General features: G+C 25.1%; 19 protein-coding genes, 1 tRNA gene and 5 pseudogenes. 21 read left to right on the top strand and 4 right to left on the bottom strand.

Annotated features, from left to right (window positions below; all coding sequences use genetic code 11):
• From pheT to RS022_RS01450, 3 genes are all read right to left on the bottom strand, one after another.
• Positions 1 to 2,382: a phenylalanine--tRNA ligase subunit beta gene (gene pheT / locus RS022_RS01460; RefSeq protein WP_268850106.1), complete on the bottom strand. Its 2,382-nt coding sequence runs from the start codon at positions 2,380 to 2,382 to the stop codon at positions 1 to 3.
• A 52-nt stretch (positions 2,383 to 2,434) separates the two neighbouring features.
• Entirely contained in the window at positions 2,435 to 3,466 is a 1,032-nt protein-coding gene (gene pheS / locus RS022_RS01455) for a phenylalanine--tRNA ligase subunit alpha (RefSeq protein ID WP_268850105.1), read from the bottom strand.
• 650 nt (positions 3,467 to 4,116) lie between these two features.
• Positions 4,117 to 4,305 carry a hypothetical protein gene (locus RS022_RS01450; protein WP_268850104.1) on the bottom strand — a complete coding sequence of 63 codons (189 nt, stop codon included), beginning with the start codon at positions 4,303 to 4,305 and terminating at the stop codon, positions 4,117 to 4,119.
• 632 nt (positions 4,306 to 4,937) lie between these two features.
• On the opposite strand from RS022_RS01450, the gene RS022_RS01445 reads away from it, so the two are divergent.
• The 21 genes and pseudogenes from RS022_RS01445 (at position 4,938) to plsY (ending at position 17,957) form a co-directional block, all read left to right on the top strand.
• Positions 4,938 to 5,552, top strand: coding sequence for a sigma-70 family RNA polymerase sigma factor (locus RS022_RS01445; RefSeq protein WP_268850103.1), 615 nt, complete (start codon positions 4,938 to 4,940; stop codon positions 5,550 to 5,552).
• A gap of 240 nt (positions 5,553 to 5,792) precedes the next feature.
• Positions 5,793 to 6,122 (top strand): single-stranded DNA-binding protein, encoded by a 330-nt coding sequence (locus RS022_RS01440; protein WP_268850102.1) that lies wholly within the window; start codon positions 5,793 to 5,795, stop codon positions 6,120 to 6,122.
• A gap of 85 nt (positions 6,123 to 6,207) precedes the next feature.
• Entirely contained in the window at positions 6,208 to 6,498 is a 291-nt protein-coding gene (locus RS022_RS01435; RefSeq protein WP_268850101.1) for an HU family DNA-binding protein, read from the top strand.
• A 71-nt stretch (positions 6,499 to 6,569) separates the two neighbouring features.
• Positions 6,570 to 7,418 carry a hypothetical protein gene (locus RS022_RS01430; protein ID WP_268850100.1) on the top strand — a complete coding sequence of 283 codons (849 nt, stop codon included), beginning with the start codon at positions 6,570 to 6,572 and terminating at the stop codon, positions 7,416 to 7,418.
• A gap of 20 nt (positions 7,419 to 7,438) precedes the next feature.
• Positions 7,439 to 7,957 (top strand): AAA family ATPase, encoded by a 519-nt coding sequence (locus RS022_RS01425; protein WP_268850192.1) that lies wholly within the window; start codon positions 7,439 to 7,441, stop codon positions 7,955 to 7,957.
• Positions 7,958 to 7,991: 34 nt separating this feature from the next.
• Positions 7,992 to 8,180, top strand: coding sequence for a hypothetical protein (locus tag RS022_RS01420; RefSeq protein ID WP_268850099.1), 189 nt, complete (start codon positions 7,992 to 7,994; stop codon positions 8,178 to 8,180).
• Positions 8,181 to 8,576: 396 nt separating this feature from the next.
• Complete coding sequence (locus RS022_RS01415) at positions 8,577 to 8,846, top strand: hypothetical protein (protein WP_268850098.1); 270 nt, start codon at positions 8,577 to 8,579, stop codon at positions 8,844 to 8,846.
• A gap of 106 nt (positions 8,847 to 8,952) precedes the next feature.
• Positions 8,953 to 9,222, top strand: a complete 270-nt coding sequence (locus RS022_RS01410; protein WP_268850097.1) for a hypothetical protein — start codon at positions 8,953 to 8,955, stop codon at positions 9,220 to 9,222.
• A 6-nt stretch (positions 9,223 to 9,228) separates the two neighbouring features.
• Positions 9,229 to 10,077, top strand: a pseudogene (locus RS022_RS01405) (hypothetical protein).
• A complete protein-coding gene (locus RS022_RS01400; protein ID WP_268850096.1) occupies positions 10,001 to 10,396 on the top strand; it encodes a hypothetical protein in 396 nt (131 codons plus the stop codon). Before RS022_RS01405 ends, RS022_RS01400 begins: the two are co-directional and overlap by 77 nt.
• Before the next feature lie 153 nt (positions 10,397 to 10,549).
• Entirely contained in the window at positions 10,550 to 10,993 is a 444-nt protein-coding gene (locus RS022_RS01395) for an ATPase (RefSeq protein WP_420885767.1), read from the top strand.
• Positions 10,994 to 11,238: 245 nt separating this feature from the next.
• Positions 11,239 to 11,643: a hypothetical protein gene (locus RS022_RS04120; protein ID WP_308738522.1), complete on the top strand. Its 405-nt coding sequence runs from the start codon at positions 11,239 to 11,241 to the stop codon at positions 11,641 to 11,643.
• Positions 11,644 to 12,041: 398 nt separating this feature from the next.
• Positions 12,042 to 12,497 carry an SVM family protein gene (locus tag RS022_RS01385; RefSeq protein WP_268850095.1) on the top strand — a complete coding sequence of 152 codons (456 nt, stop codon included), beginning with the start codon at positions 12,042 to 12,044 and terminating at the stop codon, positions 12,495 to 12,497.
• A gap of 16 nt (positions 12,498 to 12,513) precedes the next feature.
• A complete protein-coding gene (locus RS022_RS01380) occupies positions 12,514 to 12,873 on the top strand; it encodes an SVM family protein (protein ID WP_268850094.1) in 360 nt (119 codons plus the stop codon).
• 96 nt (positions 12,874 to 12,969) lie between these two features.
• On the top strand, positions 12,970 to 13,188 hold the full coding sequence (locus tag RS022_RS01375) for a hypothetical protein (protein ID WP_268850093.1): 219 nt from the start codon (positions 12,970 to 12,972) through the stop codon (positions 13,186 to 13,188).
• 25 nt (positions 13,189 to 13,213) lie between these two features.
• On the top strand, positions 13,214 to 13,420 hold the full coding sequence (locus RS022_RS01370; protein WP_268850092.1) for a hypothetical protein: 207 nt from the start codon (positions 13,214 to 13,216) through the stop codon (positions 13,418 to 13,420).
• A gap of 65 nt (positions 13,421 to 13,485) precedes the next feature.
• Positions 13,486 to 13,945 (top strand): annotated as a pseudogene (locus RS022_RS01365) (lambda-exonuclease family protein); the annotation flags it as partial.
• A pseudogene (locus tag RS022_RS01360) lies at positions 13,927 to 14,757 on the top strand (DnaB-like helicase C-terminal domain-containing protein); the annotation flags it as partial. The pseudogenes RS022_RS01365 and RS022_RS01360, both read left to right, overlap by 19 nt.
• A 12-nt stretch (positions 14,758 to 14,769) precedes the next feature.
• Positions 14,770 to 16,096, top strand: a pseudogene (locus tag RS022_RS01355) (toprim domain-containing protein).
• A 47-nt stretch (positions 16,097 to 16,143) separates the two neighbouring features.
• Positions 16,144 to 16,609, top strand: a pseudogene (locus tag RS022_RS01350) (phase variable surface lipoprotein); the annotation flags it as partial.
• A gap of 697 nt (positions 16,610 to 17,306) precedes the next feature.
• Complete coding sequence (gene plsY / locus RS022_RS01345; RefSeq protein WP_268850090.1) at positions 17,307 to 17,957, top strand: glycerol-3-phosphate 1-O-acyltransferase PlsY; 651 nt, start codon at positions 17,307 to 17,309, stop codon at positions 17,955 to 17,957.
• Between the two features lie 119 nt (positions 17,958 to 18,076).
• On the opposite strand, the gene RS022_RS01340 is transcribed toward plsY, so the two are convergent.
• Positions 18,077 to 18,150 (bottom strand) — tRNA-Cys (locus RS022_RS01340).
• Between the last annotated feature and the right edge of the window lie 13 nt (positions 18,151 to 18,163).

The raw sequence follows: 18,163 nt of genomic DNA, 5'->3' as shown, positions 1-18,163 counted from the left end.
TTATCTTAATTTAATTCCATAAATTTCTTGCATTCTATATTCTATTTTTTTCATAATTTCATTAACAACTCCTTTAGACAAACTTTTATTTTTATCATTAAAAGTGAAACGAAAAGACAAAGAATATTCTTCAACATTTAATTTGTGATCTTCATAAAGATCTAATAATTCACATTTAATTAAAATATCTGATATTTCTTGTTTTAAAGTTTTAAAAATTTCTTCAAAAGAATATTTTTTAGAAATAAAAAAACTCAAATCTCTAATAATAGAAGGCATTTTACTTATTTCATTAAAAACAATATTTTTGGAATTTTCTAAAAAATCATTTTCTAGAACAATTTCTAAAAGAAAACTTTCTTTTAAATTATATAATTTTTGTACAGAAGGGTGTATTTCTCCTATAAAACCGATTTTTTTATTTTTATATAAAATATTAGCTTGTTTACCAGGGTGGAAACTTGAATGTAAATTGGTTTGTTGTAAATCAAATTTAATTCCTAATAATAAACTTATTTTATCTAAAATACCTTTTAAAACAAAAAAAGAACTTACTATATTAGGTTTAATCCAACCTAAAGAATTTAAATCACCACTCAAACCTATTGATAAATGTAATTTTTCTTCTTGATTATTATAAACCTTTGCTATTTCAAAAAAAAGATTATCATAATTATTATGTTTCTGATTATAACTTAAAACTTCGATCATACTACCGCTCAAATGTTGTCTTAAAATAGTGTTTTCATGAGAAATAGGTTTTGCAACTTGTATATAATCTTGTTGATAAGAAAATAATTTTAAAATTTTTAAATTTACTAAACTATAAGTAATTATTTCGTACAAACCTAAATTGGTCAATAAATCTTTTAATTTATATAATTTTTCTTGTTTATTATTTCTTAAAGAAATTTTATTTTTTTTTAATGATGGTAATTTTAATTTATTAATTCCGTATATTCTAATTATATCAGAACAAACATCTTCAGGAATGACAACATCATGTCTTCTAAAAGGAGGTTTTAATTTAAAAATATCATTTTTAAGTATTTCTACTTCATAATCTAATTTTTTTAAGCAATTTTCTATCTCTTCAGAAGAAAAAACAGAACCTATTTTTTCTTCGACAAATTTTAAAGATAATAAAATTTCTGGTTTTTTATTGTTTTTAATTTTTTGGGATAAAATATTTGAAATTTGATATTCTTCATTTAATGGTTTTAAAAGAAAATCAAATCTATTTAAAGCTTCTTTTACCAAAGATGAATCGATTCCTCTTGTCCAACGTATTTTTTTTTCATTTTCTAAATTTATTTTTTTAGAATTTTTCAAAATATAAGAAGGGGTTAAATAAGATGTAGTTATAATAATTTCATTGGTATTTTTATTAATATTATTTGAATAAGAATTGACAATTCCTAGAATAGATAAAATATTTTGACCACTAGCTACAACTACATCTTCTTCGCTTAAAAAAATTTTTTTTTCTGAATCGATTTGAATAAATTCCTTTTCCGAAGCATTTCTTATTTCTATTTTTTTTTCTTTGAAATTAGAAACATCAAAAACATCTAAAGGAATACCATACTCTAATAAAACTAAATTTGTAATATCCACAATATTATTGATAGGAATTATATTATGATTTAATAAAAGAATTCTTAACCATAAAGGAGATTTTTTAACTTTTATATTTTTAATATAAAGTAGATTATATTCCCAACAATTTTTATTTATAATTTGTATTTGAAAAGGATTTTCTTCTTTTTTTATTTTTTTTGTTAAATAAATAGGATAATCCAATCGATTAATACTGTTTAAACTTTTTAAATCTTCAGCAAAGCCTATATAAGATAAAAGATCGCCTCTGTCCGGAGTAATATTTAATTTTAATAAAAATCCTTTTAGATTTAAATATTCTAAAGCATTTTCTCCAATAGGAGCATCATTTTCTAAAATTAAAATTCCTTTTTTTTCTTCTTCGTTTAAAATATTAGAATCTAATCCTAATTCTTGAGCAGAACAAATCATTCCACGAGATTTGTATCCGAAAATATCTTTTTCTTTAATGTGAAGTTTTATTGATTTTAAATAAGCTCCAATTAAAGCGACTACTACTTTTTTATCTTTTGCAAGATTTGAAGCTCCACAAATAATTGTTAAATGATGATCTTTAATATCTACAGTTACGAAATGAAGTTTTTCCGAATTAGGAACTTTTTTAAATTCAATAATTTTTCCTATAATCAAAAAATCATTAGATTCTAATATTTCGCATTTATCTATTTCAGTAATATGATTATTGATTAAAAATTGTAATTCATTTAAACTGTAATCATTTAGAGAAAGATATTTTTTTAAAATTTTTTCATGAATTATCATTATTTTTTATATCCTTTAAAATTAAATAATTTAATTTATTTTATTAAAAAGTTTAAACAAATTGATTTAAAAAACGAATATCGTTATTATAAAAATGTCTAATATTTTTTATATTTTTTTTTAACATTGTGATTCTTTCGATTCCCATACCAAAGGCTAAACCAGTATATTTTTTATTATCAAAACCTACATTATTTAATACTTGGGGATGAATTAATCCAGCTCCTAGTATTTCTAAATAAACTTTCTTTTTGTTTGCCCCTTCCATTACTAAATCTAATTCAAAACTTGGTTTAGTAAAAGGAAAGTAAGAAGTACGAAGTCTTATTTTTTGTTCTTCTCCAAAAATATGTTTAACAAAAGATGTAATGATTTCTACTAAATCTATTAAACTAACTTTAAAACCAACATAAAAACCATCTAATTGAGTAAATTGATGACTATGAGTATCATCGTCTTTATCTCTTCTATATACTTTTCCAGAAGAAATAATTTTCAAAAATTTATTACGTTGTTTTAACATAGTTTTAATTTGAATAGGAGAAGTATGAGTTCTTAAAAGATTTTCTGGATTATTTTTTAAATAAAAAGAATCTTGCATATCTCTTGAAGGATGATTTTTACTCATATTTAACATTTCGAAATTGTATAAATCAGTTTCTATTTCTGTGCCTTCATGAATAGAGTATCCCAAACTTAAGAAAAAATTTTCTATTTCTTTAATCATTTGATTTAAAGGATGAATACACCCTTGTGGAAATTGAAAAGAAGGCAAAGTAACATCTATTTTTTCTTTTGTTAACTTTTCATTTAAAATTTTATTTTCTAATAAAGTTTTTTTTTCTTTAAATAAATTAATGTTTTTTTGTTTAGAAATAAAAACAACTTTTTTCAATTCTTTTTGAATTTCTGGTTCGTAATTATTAATTTCTTTTAAAATATTTAAAAAAAAACCTTTTTTTCCTAGATATTTTGTTTCCGATTCTAATAATTTTTTTATTTCTTTAATATTTTGTAATTCTTTAATTATTTTATTTTCTACTTCAGTCAATATTTTTTTTAATTCAAAAATATTTTGATACATAAAATTTATTTCCCCCTTTTTATTTATTAATTAAAAAAACCTCTAGGAATTTTTTTAAAGAAAAAAATATTTTTTTGATAAAAATATAAATTTAAATATATAAATATACTATATATAATAATAACAAAATAAAAAAAATATTTTTTGTTTTTTCATTAAAATCTATTTAAAAAATATTTTTATTTATTAATATTTAAATTTTCTTATAAAAATAATTTCATATTTTTTTCAACACCTTAAATTAATCCTTAAATTAATATAATATTTTTTATTATAATTATTATATGAAAATAGGTGGTAAAGAGACCTAAATATTATGATATCTAACAAATATCCATTATATTCTGAGACCTCAAAGTCATAAAAATAACTTGACCATTTGATATAAAACAAATTTTCGGAAATAATCTTGTGAGAGATTATTCATCCTGAAAGAGATAGAATTATAAAAAGTCGTCTTATTTTTTTTGTTTTTTTAAATTTAAATTTTTCATATTTTATTATTTCTTTTTTTTGTTAATTAACAAAAAAGTTAAAAATTAATTTTAATTAAATAAAAAAGTTCAACTTAATAAGTTGAACTTAGTTTATAATTTAAATTTAGTTAGTGTTGATGTAATGGGCTGTATAAGGGCGATTATTGAAAAATATTATTTTTTATCATTAATTTTGTGTGCTAAATCACAAACTAAAATATAAAAAAAGTATTGTATACAATCAAGAATACCACAAACTCTAACTGTTTTATCTAAGGTAAATTTATAGATCCTTAATTTTTCATCATCTTCAGTTAAAGATAAATTAGGATAATATTGTTCGAGTTCTTTTTTACTAATCAATCGAAAATGTCCTTTTCCGCTTTTAGTTTTCTTATTTTCTATATTTCCCCCAACTCAAATTACCAACAACATAACTATCTAATTTCATTAATACTTTTTCTACAAAATACTTAATATCAAATTATTTTTTATATTGATAATGTTTTATATTAATATATTTTTTAAGAAATAAATATTTAAAAGGTTTGCTACGATAATCCATATTAAAATTTATTATTATCTTTAAAATATTCGTAAATAATATCTTTTGTGATAAATTTTTGAACCCAATTAACAGTTTTATAAGATGTTAAATACGTTTTTTCTTGATGTTTTTTTCTCTTAATTCGCCGCCCCAGTCATATAACCATATTTTTCAATAGCTCATTTTAAAATAGCTTCAACATCAGGTGATATTTTGTTTATATCTCTTTTTCAAAGTTAAAATTGTAATCGGTTTAGCTTGATAAGTTTTAAAAATAAGATAAAGTTTATTAATTGCAGGGGGTGTGTTTGAGTTGTTCCAAAACTTTAGACATTTTTTATTTTTTAAAAACTCTTTAAGACTAACTAATAAGTTAGTCTTTTTTTGTTTCAAAGACTAAAAAAATAATTTCCTCTCTTTTCTAAAAACGTTTTTAGAAAGGAATTAAATGTTAAGACAAGAATTATTTAAAGATTTTTTAAAAAATAAAAAGAATTTAGAAATTCGTAATCAATTAATCGAACTTCATTTACCTTTGGTAAAAAAACTAGTTTATAAATTTAAATATTATCTTCGAGTTTTAACTAGAGAAGATTTATATCAAGAAGGGATTTTAGGATTAATCAAAGCCCTCAATAATTATGAAGATTTAGGTTATAACTTTATTGCTTACGCTAATCCAACTATCAAATCGGAAATCACAGAAATGATTAGAAAAAGTCATTCTCCTTCTCTTCCGCAAAAAAATCATAAAGTTGATAATCTTTCTTTTAAAGAAGAGTTTTATGAACCATATCAAATAAATAATTTAAACCCTCATCAATTATGGTTAAAACAAGTTAATCATGAAATTTTTTTAAAAAAAATGAAAGCTAAATTAAGTGAAAACGAATTTAAAATTATCCATTTAAGTTTTGGTGTTTCTTTAGGGAATATCAACGAAGATTATCAAAGATGTTATAATAACACCGACATTGCTGAAAAAATTAATTTATCTTTAAAACAAATAGAAAATATTAAAAACATCGCTATCAAAAAATTAAAAAAAACAAAAAAACGTTAACCTTTCTCGTCCGTAATGACGTTAAACTAGTTATTTTAAACAATAAAAAAATAAAAACTAGATTACTTCCAAAGTAATCTTTTTTTTATCAAAACCAAGCATAAAATTTTTGAAACAACAGTAATAAACGATTCCAACATCAACAAATCAGATAGTCGTTCAATGCATTTCGTTTTCAAAAGTTTTATCTATAAATAAATAAAACAGAATATATATATCAAAAAGAAGGAAAAATAAAATATGTTAAATAAAGTTCAATTAATCAGCCGTCTAAGCCATGATTTAGAAAAACAATATATCAATTCAAACAACGAACAAATCCCTAAAATCGATTTTCAATTAGCTCTTAACATGAAAGATAAAACCCAATTCATCCCTTGTTTCGCTTTTCGTAAACAAGCCGAAAACATGAAGAAATATTTACATAAAGATTCGAAAATTTATCTTGAAAGAACTTTATCCATCCAAAAATACACGAATAATGAAGGTCAAACCAAAATCAACACTAAAGTTATTCTTCAAAACGTGATCTTTTTAGACAATAAACCTCAAGAAAATTTACCTTTTTAAAAAAAAGATTTCATAACAACCAAATGAACTTAATCATCTAACCAACAAACAATTAAAAAAATCAAACAAAAGGAGTCAAATAATTATGACAAAAAAAGAATTAATTAAAAAAATCTCTTTAGCTAACAAAACTTCCGTAACTAAAACTGAAGAATTTTATAATATCTTCGAAAATAATTTAATCAACGCTATCACTAAGAACGAAGAAGTAGTTTTATTTCCTAAAATAGGCAAATTTAAATTAAAATCAAGAACAGCCTACATCGGTAGAAACCCTAAAACAAAGAAAAAATTAAAAATCCCTATCAAAACAGTAGTCACTTTCAAACTTTCAAAAACCATTAAAGACAAAGTTAAAACTTTAATTTTAAAATAACCAAATTATTTTTTTTAAAACAATCTAAGAAAGGAGGTTATTTATGTCATTAAAAAAAAATTTATTTGAGTTTGATCGGATTATTAAGTTTAGGTTTATTGATTTTATTAATTTTTGGTATCACTCATTCTCGCCCACCAATTCAAAACCCATCATTAACCAAGCAACCCTCATCAACACAAAAACAAGAGATCGACAACCAAATCAAATTAGAACAAGCTAAAATCCAAGAACTTCAACAACAAGATCAAACCTTAAAAACCCAAATTGATGAGAATGTTAAAACTTTAACCGACATTATTACCAAAATTAAAACTCTGCAAACCGAATTAACTAATAACCCTCAATTACCTCCGACCATTAAAACCCAAAAACAACAACAATTAACAGAACTAAAAAATCAACAACAAACCCAACAAACCTTAGTCAATAATTTATTAGAACAAAGGAAAGCCTTAAACCAAAATCAAAAAGAAAAACAAGAAGAATTAGAAAAATTAGCGCAAGAAAAAGCCCAACTTCAAACCCAAGAAAACCTCCAACAACAAATTTCTCAATTAAATCAAGCCCTTAATTATGTCGAAACTAATCAAAAAAGAATTGAAGAATTAAAAACGCAAAAAGAATATCAAAAAAATCAAACTGAATTAAAAAATTTAAATGATTTTCAACTTTTCTTAACTGATCAAAAATTAGCTTTTGAAAAACAAAAGAAAAATTTAACTATCCAATTAAATCATTTAAAAGAAAACAAACCTCTTCCACATACTAAAAAGAAAGTAACATTCAAAGATGTTTATGACATGGAAAGTAAAAAAGAAGAATTAGAAGACTTATTAACTTATTTTCGCACAAACCAATCTTTAATTAACTTCGATAAAGTTATAGCCCCAAAGGTTATTTACTCTATGGTCCTCTAGGAACAGGGAAAACCTTTTTAATCAAAGCGTTTTGTGGTGAGGCTAACGTTCGCTTTATTAATTTAATTCCTTCCAAATTCCGACAAAAATACATGGGTGAAGGGGAAAAAGAAGTTGATAAAGTATGGCAAGAAGCCGAAAATCATGATAAAACCATTATCTTTATTGATGAAATTGAAGGATTAGAAAATCGTAATGATTCCAACATTTCTTCAGGAGGAGTCAATGTGATTAATACTTTATTAAATAAATTAGATGGTTTTAATAATAGTAATAAAAAAATTATCTTAATGGGAGCGACTAATAATCTTCATAAAATTGATACCGCTTTACGCAGTCGTTTTAGTAAAGAAATCTATATCGGTCATTTAAAAAATAATGAAATTGAAGGTTATTTAAAACATATTATTGTCCCTTATCAAATTAGTTATCATACTTTCTTAGCTTTAAAAGAGATTACCCAATTATGTCAAGGTAAAAACCTCTCTAATCGTGATTTAACCACTATCATCGAAAGCAGCTTACAAAAAAACCGCTAAATGGGCTCAACAAAACCCTCAAACCCACGAAGTCATGTTACCTTCTGATATTGAAGAAGTCTTACAACTAAAATTAAAAATAAAACCTGATCATCAAAAAGTGAAACAACGCCGAACAACTTGTGAAAACCAATACGCCCAATGGCATCAAAGAATCCTTCAATATTTAGATAAACCTAAAGACGAAACTAAATTGAATGTCGCTATACCTTTGATGGTTTAAACGGAATTAACTATTACAATCGTCGCTATTCTCAAATCCAAACGGAATTAAGTAATATTAATCAGCAATTAACTAAAATCCACCAAGAAAACAAAATCTCCCAATTAGAACAAGAATTAGTCACTTTAAAACAAACACCTGACAAATACGAACAAACCATTAAAGATAAAAATCAATAAATCATTGATATTAAAAATAATCTTAAAACTCTTCAAACTAAAGAGGAAAGTTTAAGAAAAGAATTAAAGCTGGTCGAAAACCGCCTCGAACTTCAAAAAGAACCATCTAACTTAGTTTGTTACATCAAAGACCGTCATCCTTTCGACCGTTGGAATAAAAGAGGGTTTAACTTACGATCATACCACTTTAAACGGATTCAATTCCGCTTCTTTCGATATGGAAGATGACAGTTCTTTATATTCAAATATCAATTTTGAAAAACAACAATTCAAAGGCCCAAGGCTTTTTAATCACTTAATCGTTAAATACAAAGGCCCTAAACACTTCTTAGAAGAAGACAAATACTATTATCTTGGCAAGGCTTTCGTTCACGATGTCAACTTCGAATTAACCCATTTTCACCTTCACTTCAATCCTGTTCGTAAAACTTTATCTCTTTACCAAGATAAACATCACACCATATCTAAAAATAATAATCAAAAATAATTCCAAAATACTAAAAAGACTCTAAATTAGAGTCTTTTTTATTTTACAGATACATTAACGGTAAGGCCGTTAACATGAATAAAAAACTAAAAAAGGAAGAAACAAAATGAAAATTATTCAAAAATATTCGCCTTATATTTGTTTAATAATTTTTACTTTAACAACAATTATCATCTGTAATTTCAATAATGATAATTTAAAAAAACATATTAATCTTCAAAACCAATATTTAAAACAAAAATTTAACCTTATTGAAAAGGAAATGAACGAATTCCAACAAGAAACCCAAAGTAATTTTAAAAAAATTAATGAAAATATAGATAAATTAGAAAAAATGATAATAAATCAAAATAAATCAAATCAAGAAAGCGAGTAAAATCATATGGCCAAAAAAACAAATAAAAACACTAAAAACAATAAATCTAACGAAATAATTATCAAAAGAAAAACTACAACTCCTAAAATCATTATCGAAACTCAAACTCAAAAAGAAAACTGGTTTTTTAAAATTACTAAAACTTTCTTTAAAATCCTCATTTGATGTATCCCATTATTATTAATTGGTGGGGCGATTTATTGGACGCTTTTCAGATTCTTTCCTGAAATTTTCAATCAAATAAACGCTTTTACAGGTGACGCCGCAGCTAAAACTAAAATCTTATATGATAAAGCCACCCAACCAATTCGCACTTTTTACGAGTATATTTATAATAAAATAACAGGCAACGATAAAAACCCTAATCATGCTCCTTCACCACAAAATAAATTAGGTTATTATCTAGCAACCACTTTAAGCATCATAGGCATTTGTTTTGGAATTGGGAAAATCGGTAATTGGTTAAAAAGTGGAAAGAAAAAAACCATTAAAAAAGGAACTAAAACCATCATTCAAAAAAAAGCTACTTCCAAAATAGCGAATGTCGGTGGAAAAATCCTTAAAATTGGTAGTAAAGTTTTATTTTGGGTTTCTTTAGCTTCAACTGCTTATGAACTTTACCAATTTTATCAAGAAGAAACCAAAATACCTAATCCTCCACAACAATTAACCCATAAAATGGAAAATCCCCCAAAATCGATATTACAAGCGCCATCTATTCAACAATCATTCAATCCAACAATTATTGAAGATGAAGAATCAACTTTAACTAATAATAATGAAGTTAAAGACGAAACAAATCAAAAAGAAACAAATCAAGAAGAAAGAGAAACTAGTAACCTTAACAATCCCTGATAAGGGTTCAGTTGATCAATCAACAACTGAACCCACCTATCTACAACAAGAACAACTCCAACAAACACCACTACTTGGTGAGGAATTAAAAGAAAATAACAAAACAACTGAAACGCAACAACTAACTCCTGAAGAAATCATCAAAGCGAAAAACTTATTAGAAATTCAACTCCAACAAGAAAAAATTAATAGTTTAACTTTAGAAACACAAAAAGCTAATTTAGAACATGATTTAACTCAAAAACAAGAAGAATTAGAAAATAATCAAAAACTATCTCAACAAGAAAAACAAGAACTTCAAAAAGAAATCAATCAATAAATCGATAAAATCCGTTCTAAAGAAAACGAAATTTTTACCAAAGATCAAAAGATTAATCAATTAGAAACTGACCTTCACCAAGAAAAAACGATCAACACCGAAAAAGAAAAACAAATTAATCAATTAATCAATCAAATTGACGAACAAAACCAAATGACCGAACAACTCCAAAACCAACTCCAAGAACAAAAATCTTTAATCGAAAATAAAAACCAAGAATTAATAACCAATCAAGCTTTATCCCAACAAGAAAAACAAGCACTCCAAAATGAAATCAATCAATTAACTACTAATTTTCAACAAAAAGAAAAAGAATATCAAGAAACTATCTACCAAAAAGACCAAGAAATCACCCAACTAAACCAAATCATCAACGAACAAGCAAATGAAATTAACCGTTTAAGCGAGGAATTAGAACAACAAATCGACAAATGGGTAAAACAAGGTCTTCACATTGAAGCCCTCGAAGGAACCATTAAAGCTTTAGAAAACGTCTCTGGTAAATATCTTGAAGAAAACGCCGAACTCCGTCATGAAATCAATAAACTTAAAGAACAAATAAAAGACGAACAAAAAGCCCATGAAACAACAAAATAACCTTAGAAGAAAAAAATAATAAATTAACCCAAAAAAAAACAGAATACGAACAAATTAAATCAACCATAGACAAACAAGAAACCTGGAAAGGTTCAATTCAACCCTTTACTAATAAAATTAAAGACGACGTAAACAAAACAGTTAATAAAGTAACTTCTTGGTTCAAAAAATGGTTTTAATTAAAATTCAAAAGTTAAATGTGTTAAAATGTTGGTATATTACAAATTACCCGAAAGGAACTAATCATGTTTAATATTAAAAAAATCATTAAATGGGTTTTTATCATATTAGGGGTACTTCTTTTTTTATTGATTGGTTTTTTCGTTTTAACTGAAACAGGAATCATTAAGTTACCGAAAGAAGAAATCCCTATTTTAAAAGAAACCAAAGCTGATAACAAAAACAAATGGGAAGAAACTGATCACCGAGGAAGAACTCAATCAATGATTGAAGTCCATTATACTTTTGATGGCCTTAATGGAGTAGGTTATTATCAACAACAACTCGCTAACAAAGAAAATATCGGATCTTTTGAATTGATGAAAATTCAAGAACGCCTCAAAACTCAAAAAGAACCTTTTAACCTCGCCAACTACATAAAAGACCGTTATCCTTTTCGACCGTTGGAATCAAAAAGCCGTTACTTATGATATGACCACAGCAAACGGATTTAAATTTTCTCGTTTCGAAACAACAATTGATAGCCAATTATTTATATATGTCGATTTAGAAAAACAACTCAAAAGAAGGTCCAGGCAGTAATTACTTAATCGTTAAATACAAAGGCCCTAAACACTTATTAGACGACGACAAAGACTACTATCTTGGACGCGCATGGTTGGAAAATTCAGAATTTAAAAACGAAAATTTCCATCTCCAATTCAACCCAAAAAGAAAAACTTTATCCCTTTACCAAGATAAACAAAACTATGATCAACACCAAAGAAGCTGAAAATAATAAAAGAACCAGCTCTGATTGGTGATTAAAAACTTAACAACTTCTAATATATTAAAATTAAAGGAATAAAAATCAAAGGAGATTTAATTAATGATTAAATTACAAAATCAATTTAAAATAATAAATATTTGTTTATTTATTTTCTTAGGACTATTATTCATCACTAATAATTATCAAGTTATGGGAATGGGTAATAAAAATAGTAATAATAATGAAATTTCTAATGATGAAGAATATGTTTTGTATATAAATGAAGAATTTGTAATACAAAACGAATTAGCAAATTTCAAAATTAATGACGAAAAAAAAGATGCACTTTTGGAAAAACAAAAATGTATTACAAAAGCAATTAACAAATATAATAAAAGACAAAACAATAATCAATTATCAACAACTTATGGTGAACAACCAGAAAGTTCTAGACGAAATATCAGTTCTGCAATAAATGATGATGATGAACTTCAACCTATGAATTTAATAAAAAACAATTCTAAATGTCCAATTGATCAACCAGAAAGTTCCAAAAAGAACGATTATAAAAAATAAAAAGGAGATTTAATTAATGATTAAATTAAAAGATCAATTTAGAATCATAAGTATTTATTTATTTATTTTTTTAGGACTATTGTTTATAACTAATAATAAAAAATTATATGCTTTTTCTGAAATAAATTTAGACGCAAGAAAACATCAACTTGAAGAAGAAATAAATACTTTAATGATAGAATTAACTAACGTTTTTAATGATACTAATTTAGAATCTCAAACACGTTTCAACAGAATTTCTTTAATTTCAAACAGAATAAATATTGTAGGAAATAATCTTCCAATGATAAATCAACAAATTTTTGCTCAAAACCACCAATACAATCTACAAAGACAAATCAATCAAAATCAAACAAATAATAACAGAAGACGTTAAAAAATTAAATTTTTTTAATCAAAAAATAAGACCCTCCACAGGGTCTTTTTTTTATTTAACAACTCACTCAACAATTGGAAAGGAAACACAAAAACCATGTTCATTAAAAAAATCTTTCAATTTTTACCTAGTAATATCATCTTTTTCATCATTACCCTACTTTCATTTCTTCCAATTATCACTATTTATTATGTCATTAAGTTCTATCTTTTAACCGTCAAACTAAGTATCCACCAATTAAAACAAGGCATAGTGGTTCAATTTTATCAACATTTAACCACGAAGCGACCTAATCATCATGTGACATTTCATTAATACTTGGTTAACTAAGTTAAATAACATGCTTAAAACTATAAGCGATTATTTCTTTACTTATCAAAATCAATGGTTAAACTTAGGTTTATTAATAATTATTTTATTATTTCTTCCCCATCTTTTATATTTAATTGATTTTCTTTTTAAATGTCTTTATCACATTCTAAGGTTTATTTATTATTTAGGAAAATATCTTTTATTATTATTAAAGAAAATATTTAAGAAAGAATAATTATTATTCGCATCAAAAACTTAAATCAACGCACCAAATTATAATATCAACACCGAAAAAAATACATCAACGCTTCTGAAATCGCTTCTATTACGAGGTTAGATCCCTTTCGTTCCATGGGAACAGTTAGTTCATGATAAACTCTTTGGCGCCACTTTTACCGCTAATCAATACACACTTCATGGACAAAAGATGGAACCCCATTGCGCGTCAATTTTTCATTCAAAAAACTAATTTAACTTTCGAAGACGCCATTTTTACTGATGATCAAGTTAAACTTTTTTCCGCTTCTTTAGACGGTTACAATGAACAATTTAAAGCAGTTTTAGAAATTAAATGTCCTTATGTGCATGAAAACCAAGCAGTTTCATCCACTTGGACTAGTTTTTTAACCAATCCACAGTTAGAAAATATACCTCAATACTATACTGGGCCCAAGTTCAATGTCAATTATATTGCATCCAAGCTAAATTTGCTTACTTTTTGATTTATTTGAACGACACTAATTATCAGGCTATACTGGTTTAGGAAAAACCACTTTGGTCTATAATCTGTTGTGCGATATCGCCAAAACTAAGTATCAAGAAACTCACCATCATCCTCATCTCTTAGTTTTTTCTTATGAAATGACATTAGAAGAAAATTTAAGTCGTTTATTAGCCCACCAAACTCAAATTCCCTTAGATGTTATTTTAGATAAAAATTGGGAAGACTCAAACATATCAACACACATACCTACATGGAAAGGATGAATGACGCTCAACAATTCTTTTCCCAGCTTAACTTATCATTTAGTTATGATCAAGGTAAAAAAATAGATTATATCATTGATTTAGTTTATCGCCTTCATTTAGAAAAACAATTAAAAATCATCGTTATCGACCATCTCCAAATTACTAAAGCTAGTAAATGACCGTCTAGCCATTGACGAAATAATGACGAAACTCAAACAATTAGCCATAGAATTAAATATTGTCATCATCATTCTCTCACAATTTTCAAGAGATACATATAGCCATTACCAAGGTAAATCCCCTGAAATCACCGCTTTAAAAGGAAGTGGTAGAATTGAAACTAACTCAGATATCGTCTTAATGATGTCTGAATTCCAACCCAAAATATCCAAAGACAAAGAAAAACCCTTAAATATCTATCATCAAAACAGTCATCAATTATATTTAGCATCAAAAAATAACGAATCACAAAAAATCATTGAATTATCTATTAAAAAGAATCGCAGTGGTACCAAAAAGAACTTAGTTTATCACTTTGAAATGAGTACCCAAACCTTCCAAGAAATCGGTTATGTTTTACCTTATCCATTAGAAAGTTATTAAGGAGAAAACTCAATAAATTATCAAGAAAAAATAAAACACATCCAAACTCATTTCCCCATGTCTGTTTTATTAAAAAAATTAAAAATTTTACCTCTAAATTTTAATAACCACCACCGTTTTCTTTGTACCCCATCCATCAAGGAAAGAATCCTACTTGTTGTCATTTCACTTCAGATAATAAAATTCATTGTTGGAAATGCGGGAAAGATTACGATATTATTGATGTTTATATGGCTATCCGTCAAATTAAATCCTTTTCGGAAGCGATCCAAAGAATAGAAGGATTTATGAATTCTTTAGAATTTAAAGCCTTAAACCAAGAAGAAAAGAAATAACTCAAATAACTATTAACCTTTTTCAACAACCATTTCATCCAATGAAATCAAAACAACCAGTTGACGAACAGGAAATTAATATCAAAAAGAAACAATTATTTAAAGAAATCTCATCTTTATTTAACCAAATTAGAGATTATTATCATTATTTGTTAATTTCTAACCGTAATAACGAAAGTAAACTAGGAATAGAATATTTAACTCAAAAAAGAAAACTAACTTTAGAAACCATTAAAGAATTTCATCTAGGTCACGCCCCCTTATCTGATAAACCTTTATCCTTTCTTCTCATAAATTATTGTAAAAAGAAAAATATTAATATCGATCAATTAGTTGAATATGGTTTTATCAAAGAAAAAACCAGTCAACAAGGTAAAAAATATTTTCATGATACTTTTTATTGTTCCATCATTATCCCCATTGAAAATGGATATAATAAAACATTTCATTTTTATCAAAACCATTTCCGTGAAGTTTCTTACTTTCAACCTAAATACCAAGCTTTAACTAATTTTAGTCAAACCCCTACTTTTTATTTTAGTTATCGGTTTTTTGAAGCGTTACCATATATTAAAAAAACGAAAATCATCATTATTCATGAAGGATTTTTTGATGTCATTAGTTGTTGGCAAAACTGGATTAAAAACGTGGTCGGTCTCATTTGTGTCGCCCAATTACTTTCTCAATCCCAAATAGAAATTTTCAAAAAAGAAAATATCAAAGTAATTATCGCCTTAGATAATGACGAAACAGGCCGAAAACGCAGCGAAGCCTTAGGAAAACAACTTGCCTCACAACAAACACCTTATGAAATTAGATGCATTTTACCTCCTTACGATCAAACTTGTAAAGATGTCGATGATTTATTACGTCAATACGAAAAAGAAGCTTACCAAAAATGTTTTTTAGACCCATACATTACTTATGAAGAGGCTAAAAAGAAAATCATCGTCGATTTATCCATTTATTTTTTTGGAAAAGACAAAGTAGAAATAATTGATTAAAATTATTGTTTTTTAATAACTAAATTTAAAATAAAAGGATAAAAGAAATGAAAAAAGACACTAGTCAAGAAATTAGAATCGGGGGCGGGAAGACGAAAGCCACCCCAAATGATTTAACTCAAATTAAAAACTTTTTAAAAATATTAAAAGAAGATTTAATTAATCTCACTATTATTGCTCATTCTAAAAAGAAAAATACCTACCAAGAAGCCAATTACCGCCCGAAAAATCAAACTCTCTTCGTTGATCCTCAAATCTTAGAAGAAATGAAACAAACAAAAATAACCCTAATTAATGATAATTTCTCTTCTAGTAATAGTAAACTATTACTTTCGAATCTAAACCACTCTTAAAAACCAAAATAACCCCCTTAAAAACCTCTATCCTCTATTTCAAATTAACTACCAAGATGAAACTAAAAACCGTATTAAAGAATTGATTGGGAAAATTGATGTCAATCAATTAGAAACTTTACAGTTATATAAATTAGACCCTCAAAAGCGAGATAAATATAAAAACATTAACAAATAAAATATTATTAATAATAATATAATAAACCCCAAAACTTAATAATATTGGAAACTTTTAATTTTTATTATTATAATAAGTATAATCACAATGAAATAAATACAAAACAATTATTATAATTTTTAACTAAAAAATTGTTAAAATTATGAATGATCCTATATAAGGCTATTTTTTATTTAAATACCTTATAAAAAATTACAACAATCAATAAAAGCCTTTATTAAAATATTTCTAGATAAAGTAAAATCAAATCTGACTACGTTGATTATACTTATAAAGAATTATTTCTCCCGAAAGAGATAGAATTATGGGAAGCCGTATGTTTGGAAACTTGCTTGTACGGTCAGGGACAAGATCAACTATAATAAAAAATTTATATCTCTTAAAAGCAGTTGATTTATCCTCATAATTTTAAAATGAAAAATTGTATATAAAAAAAGACAGTTTAAAATCTTTTTTTAGATTCAGTTAAAAATAATATAAAAAAATTATAATTAAAATGTTTTATTTATATTAAATAAACTTTTAATAAAATATTAAACAATTTTTTCTTTAATTAAATTAAGATGAATAAAAAAATATTATAAACAAATAAATCTTTTAAAATATAATAAAATAATAGTATATGCAATAAATTTCTATTAAAAAATTTTTTATTTAAATTAAGTACAAAGGTAAAAAAATGCTAGATAATAATTGTCTCAAACTTTTTTTTATTTTTATTTGTTATTTTATCGGGTCTATTCCAATGGGTTTAATAATAAGTAAAATTTTCAAAAATAAAGATTTACGTTTATTGGGTTCTAAAAATATAGGTTCTTCTAATGCAGCTAGAATTTTAGGATTTAAATATGGTTTTGTTGTTTTTTTATTAGATTTTTTAAAAGGTTTTTGGATTATTATAATACCGTCACCGTCAGATTATAAATTATTATATGGAATAATAACCATTTTAGGACATATGTTTTCTATTTTTAACAAATTCAAAGGAGGGAAAGCAATAGCAACTTCTGTAGGTTTTATTACGGCTATTAACCCTTTTATTGGAATCTTAGGAATCGTATTTTTTATTTTATTTTTAAGAATTTCAGGTTATGCTTCTTTAGCTTCTTTATTATCAACTTCATTAGTTAATGTTTTTTTATGGATTTCGTATTTAATAAAAAGAAACAATAACATTGATATTAGGATACTTTTAGGAATTCTAATTATAACTATTTTAATTTTTATAAAACATTCTAATAATATAAAAAATTTAATCAAAGGAACAGAAAACAAATTTAATTTTGGTTCAAAAAATATTCTTAAAAAAATTAATAATAAAAAATATTAATTAATTTTTTTAATATTTATTTTTTTATTAATTTAAAAAAACATTTTTGAAAAATCAAATTATTTTAATTTTTCAAAAATGCTTTTTTTATTTTATTATATAAATTAAAGATTAATGTTTGGAGGCCCTGGGCGGATTTGAACCGTCGATCAAGCTTTTGCAGAGCCATGCCTTACCACTTGGCTACAGGGCCCCAATGTATCAAA

It is taken from the genome of Candidatus Phytoplasma rubi (assembly GCF_026821955.1).
Lineage (GTDB): Bacteria > Bacillota_I > Bacilli_A > Acholeplasmatales > Acholeplasmataceae > Phytoplasma > Phytoplasma vitis.
Note: the sequence above shows the minus strand (reverse complement) of the source record. Positions and strands in the feature narration are given on the sequence as shown.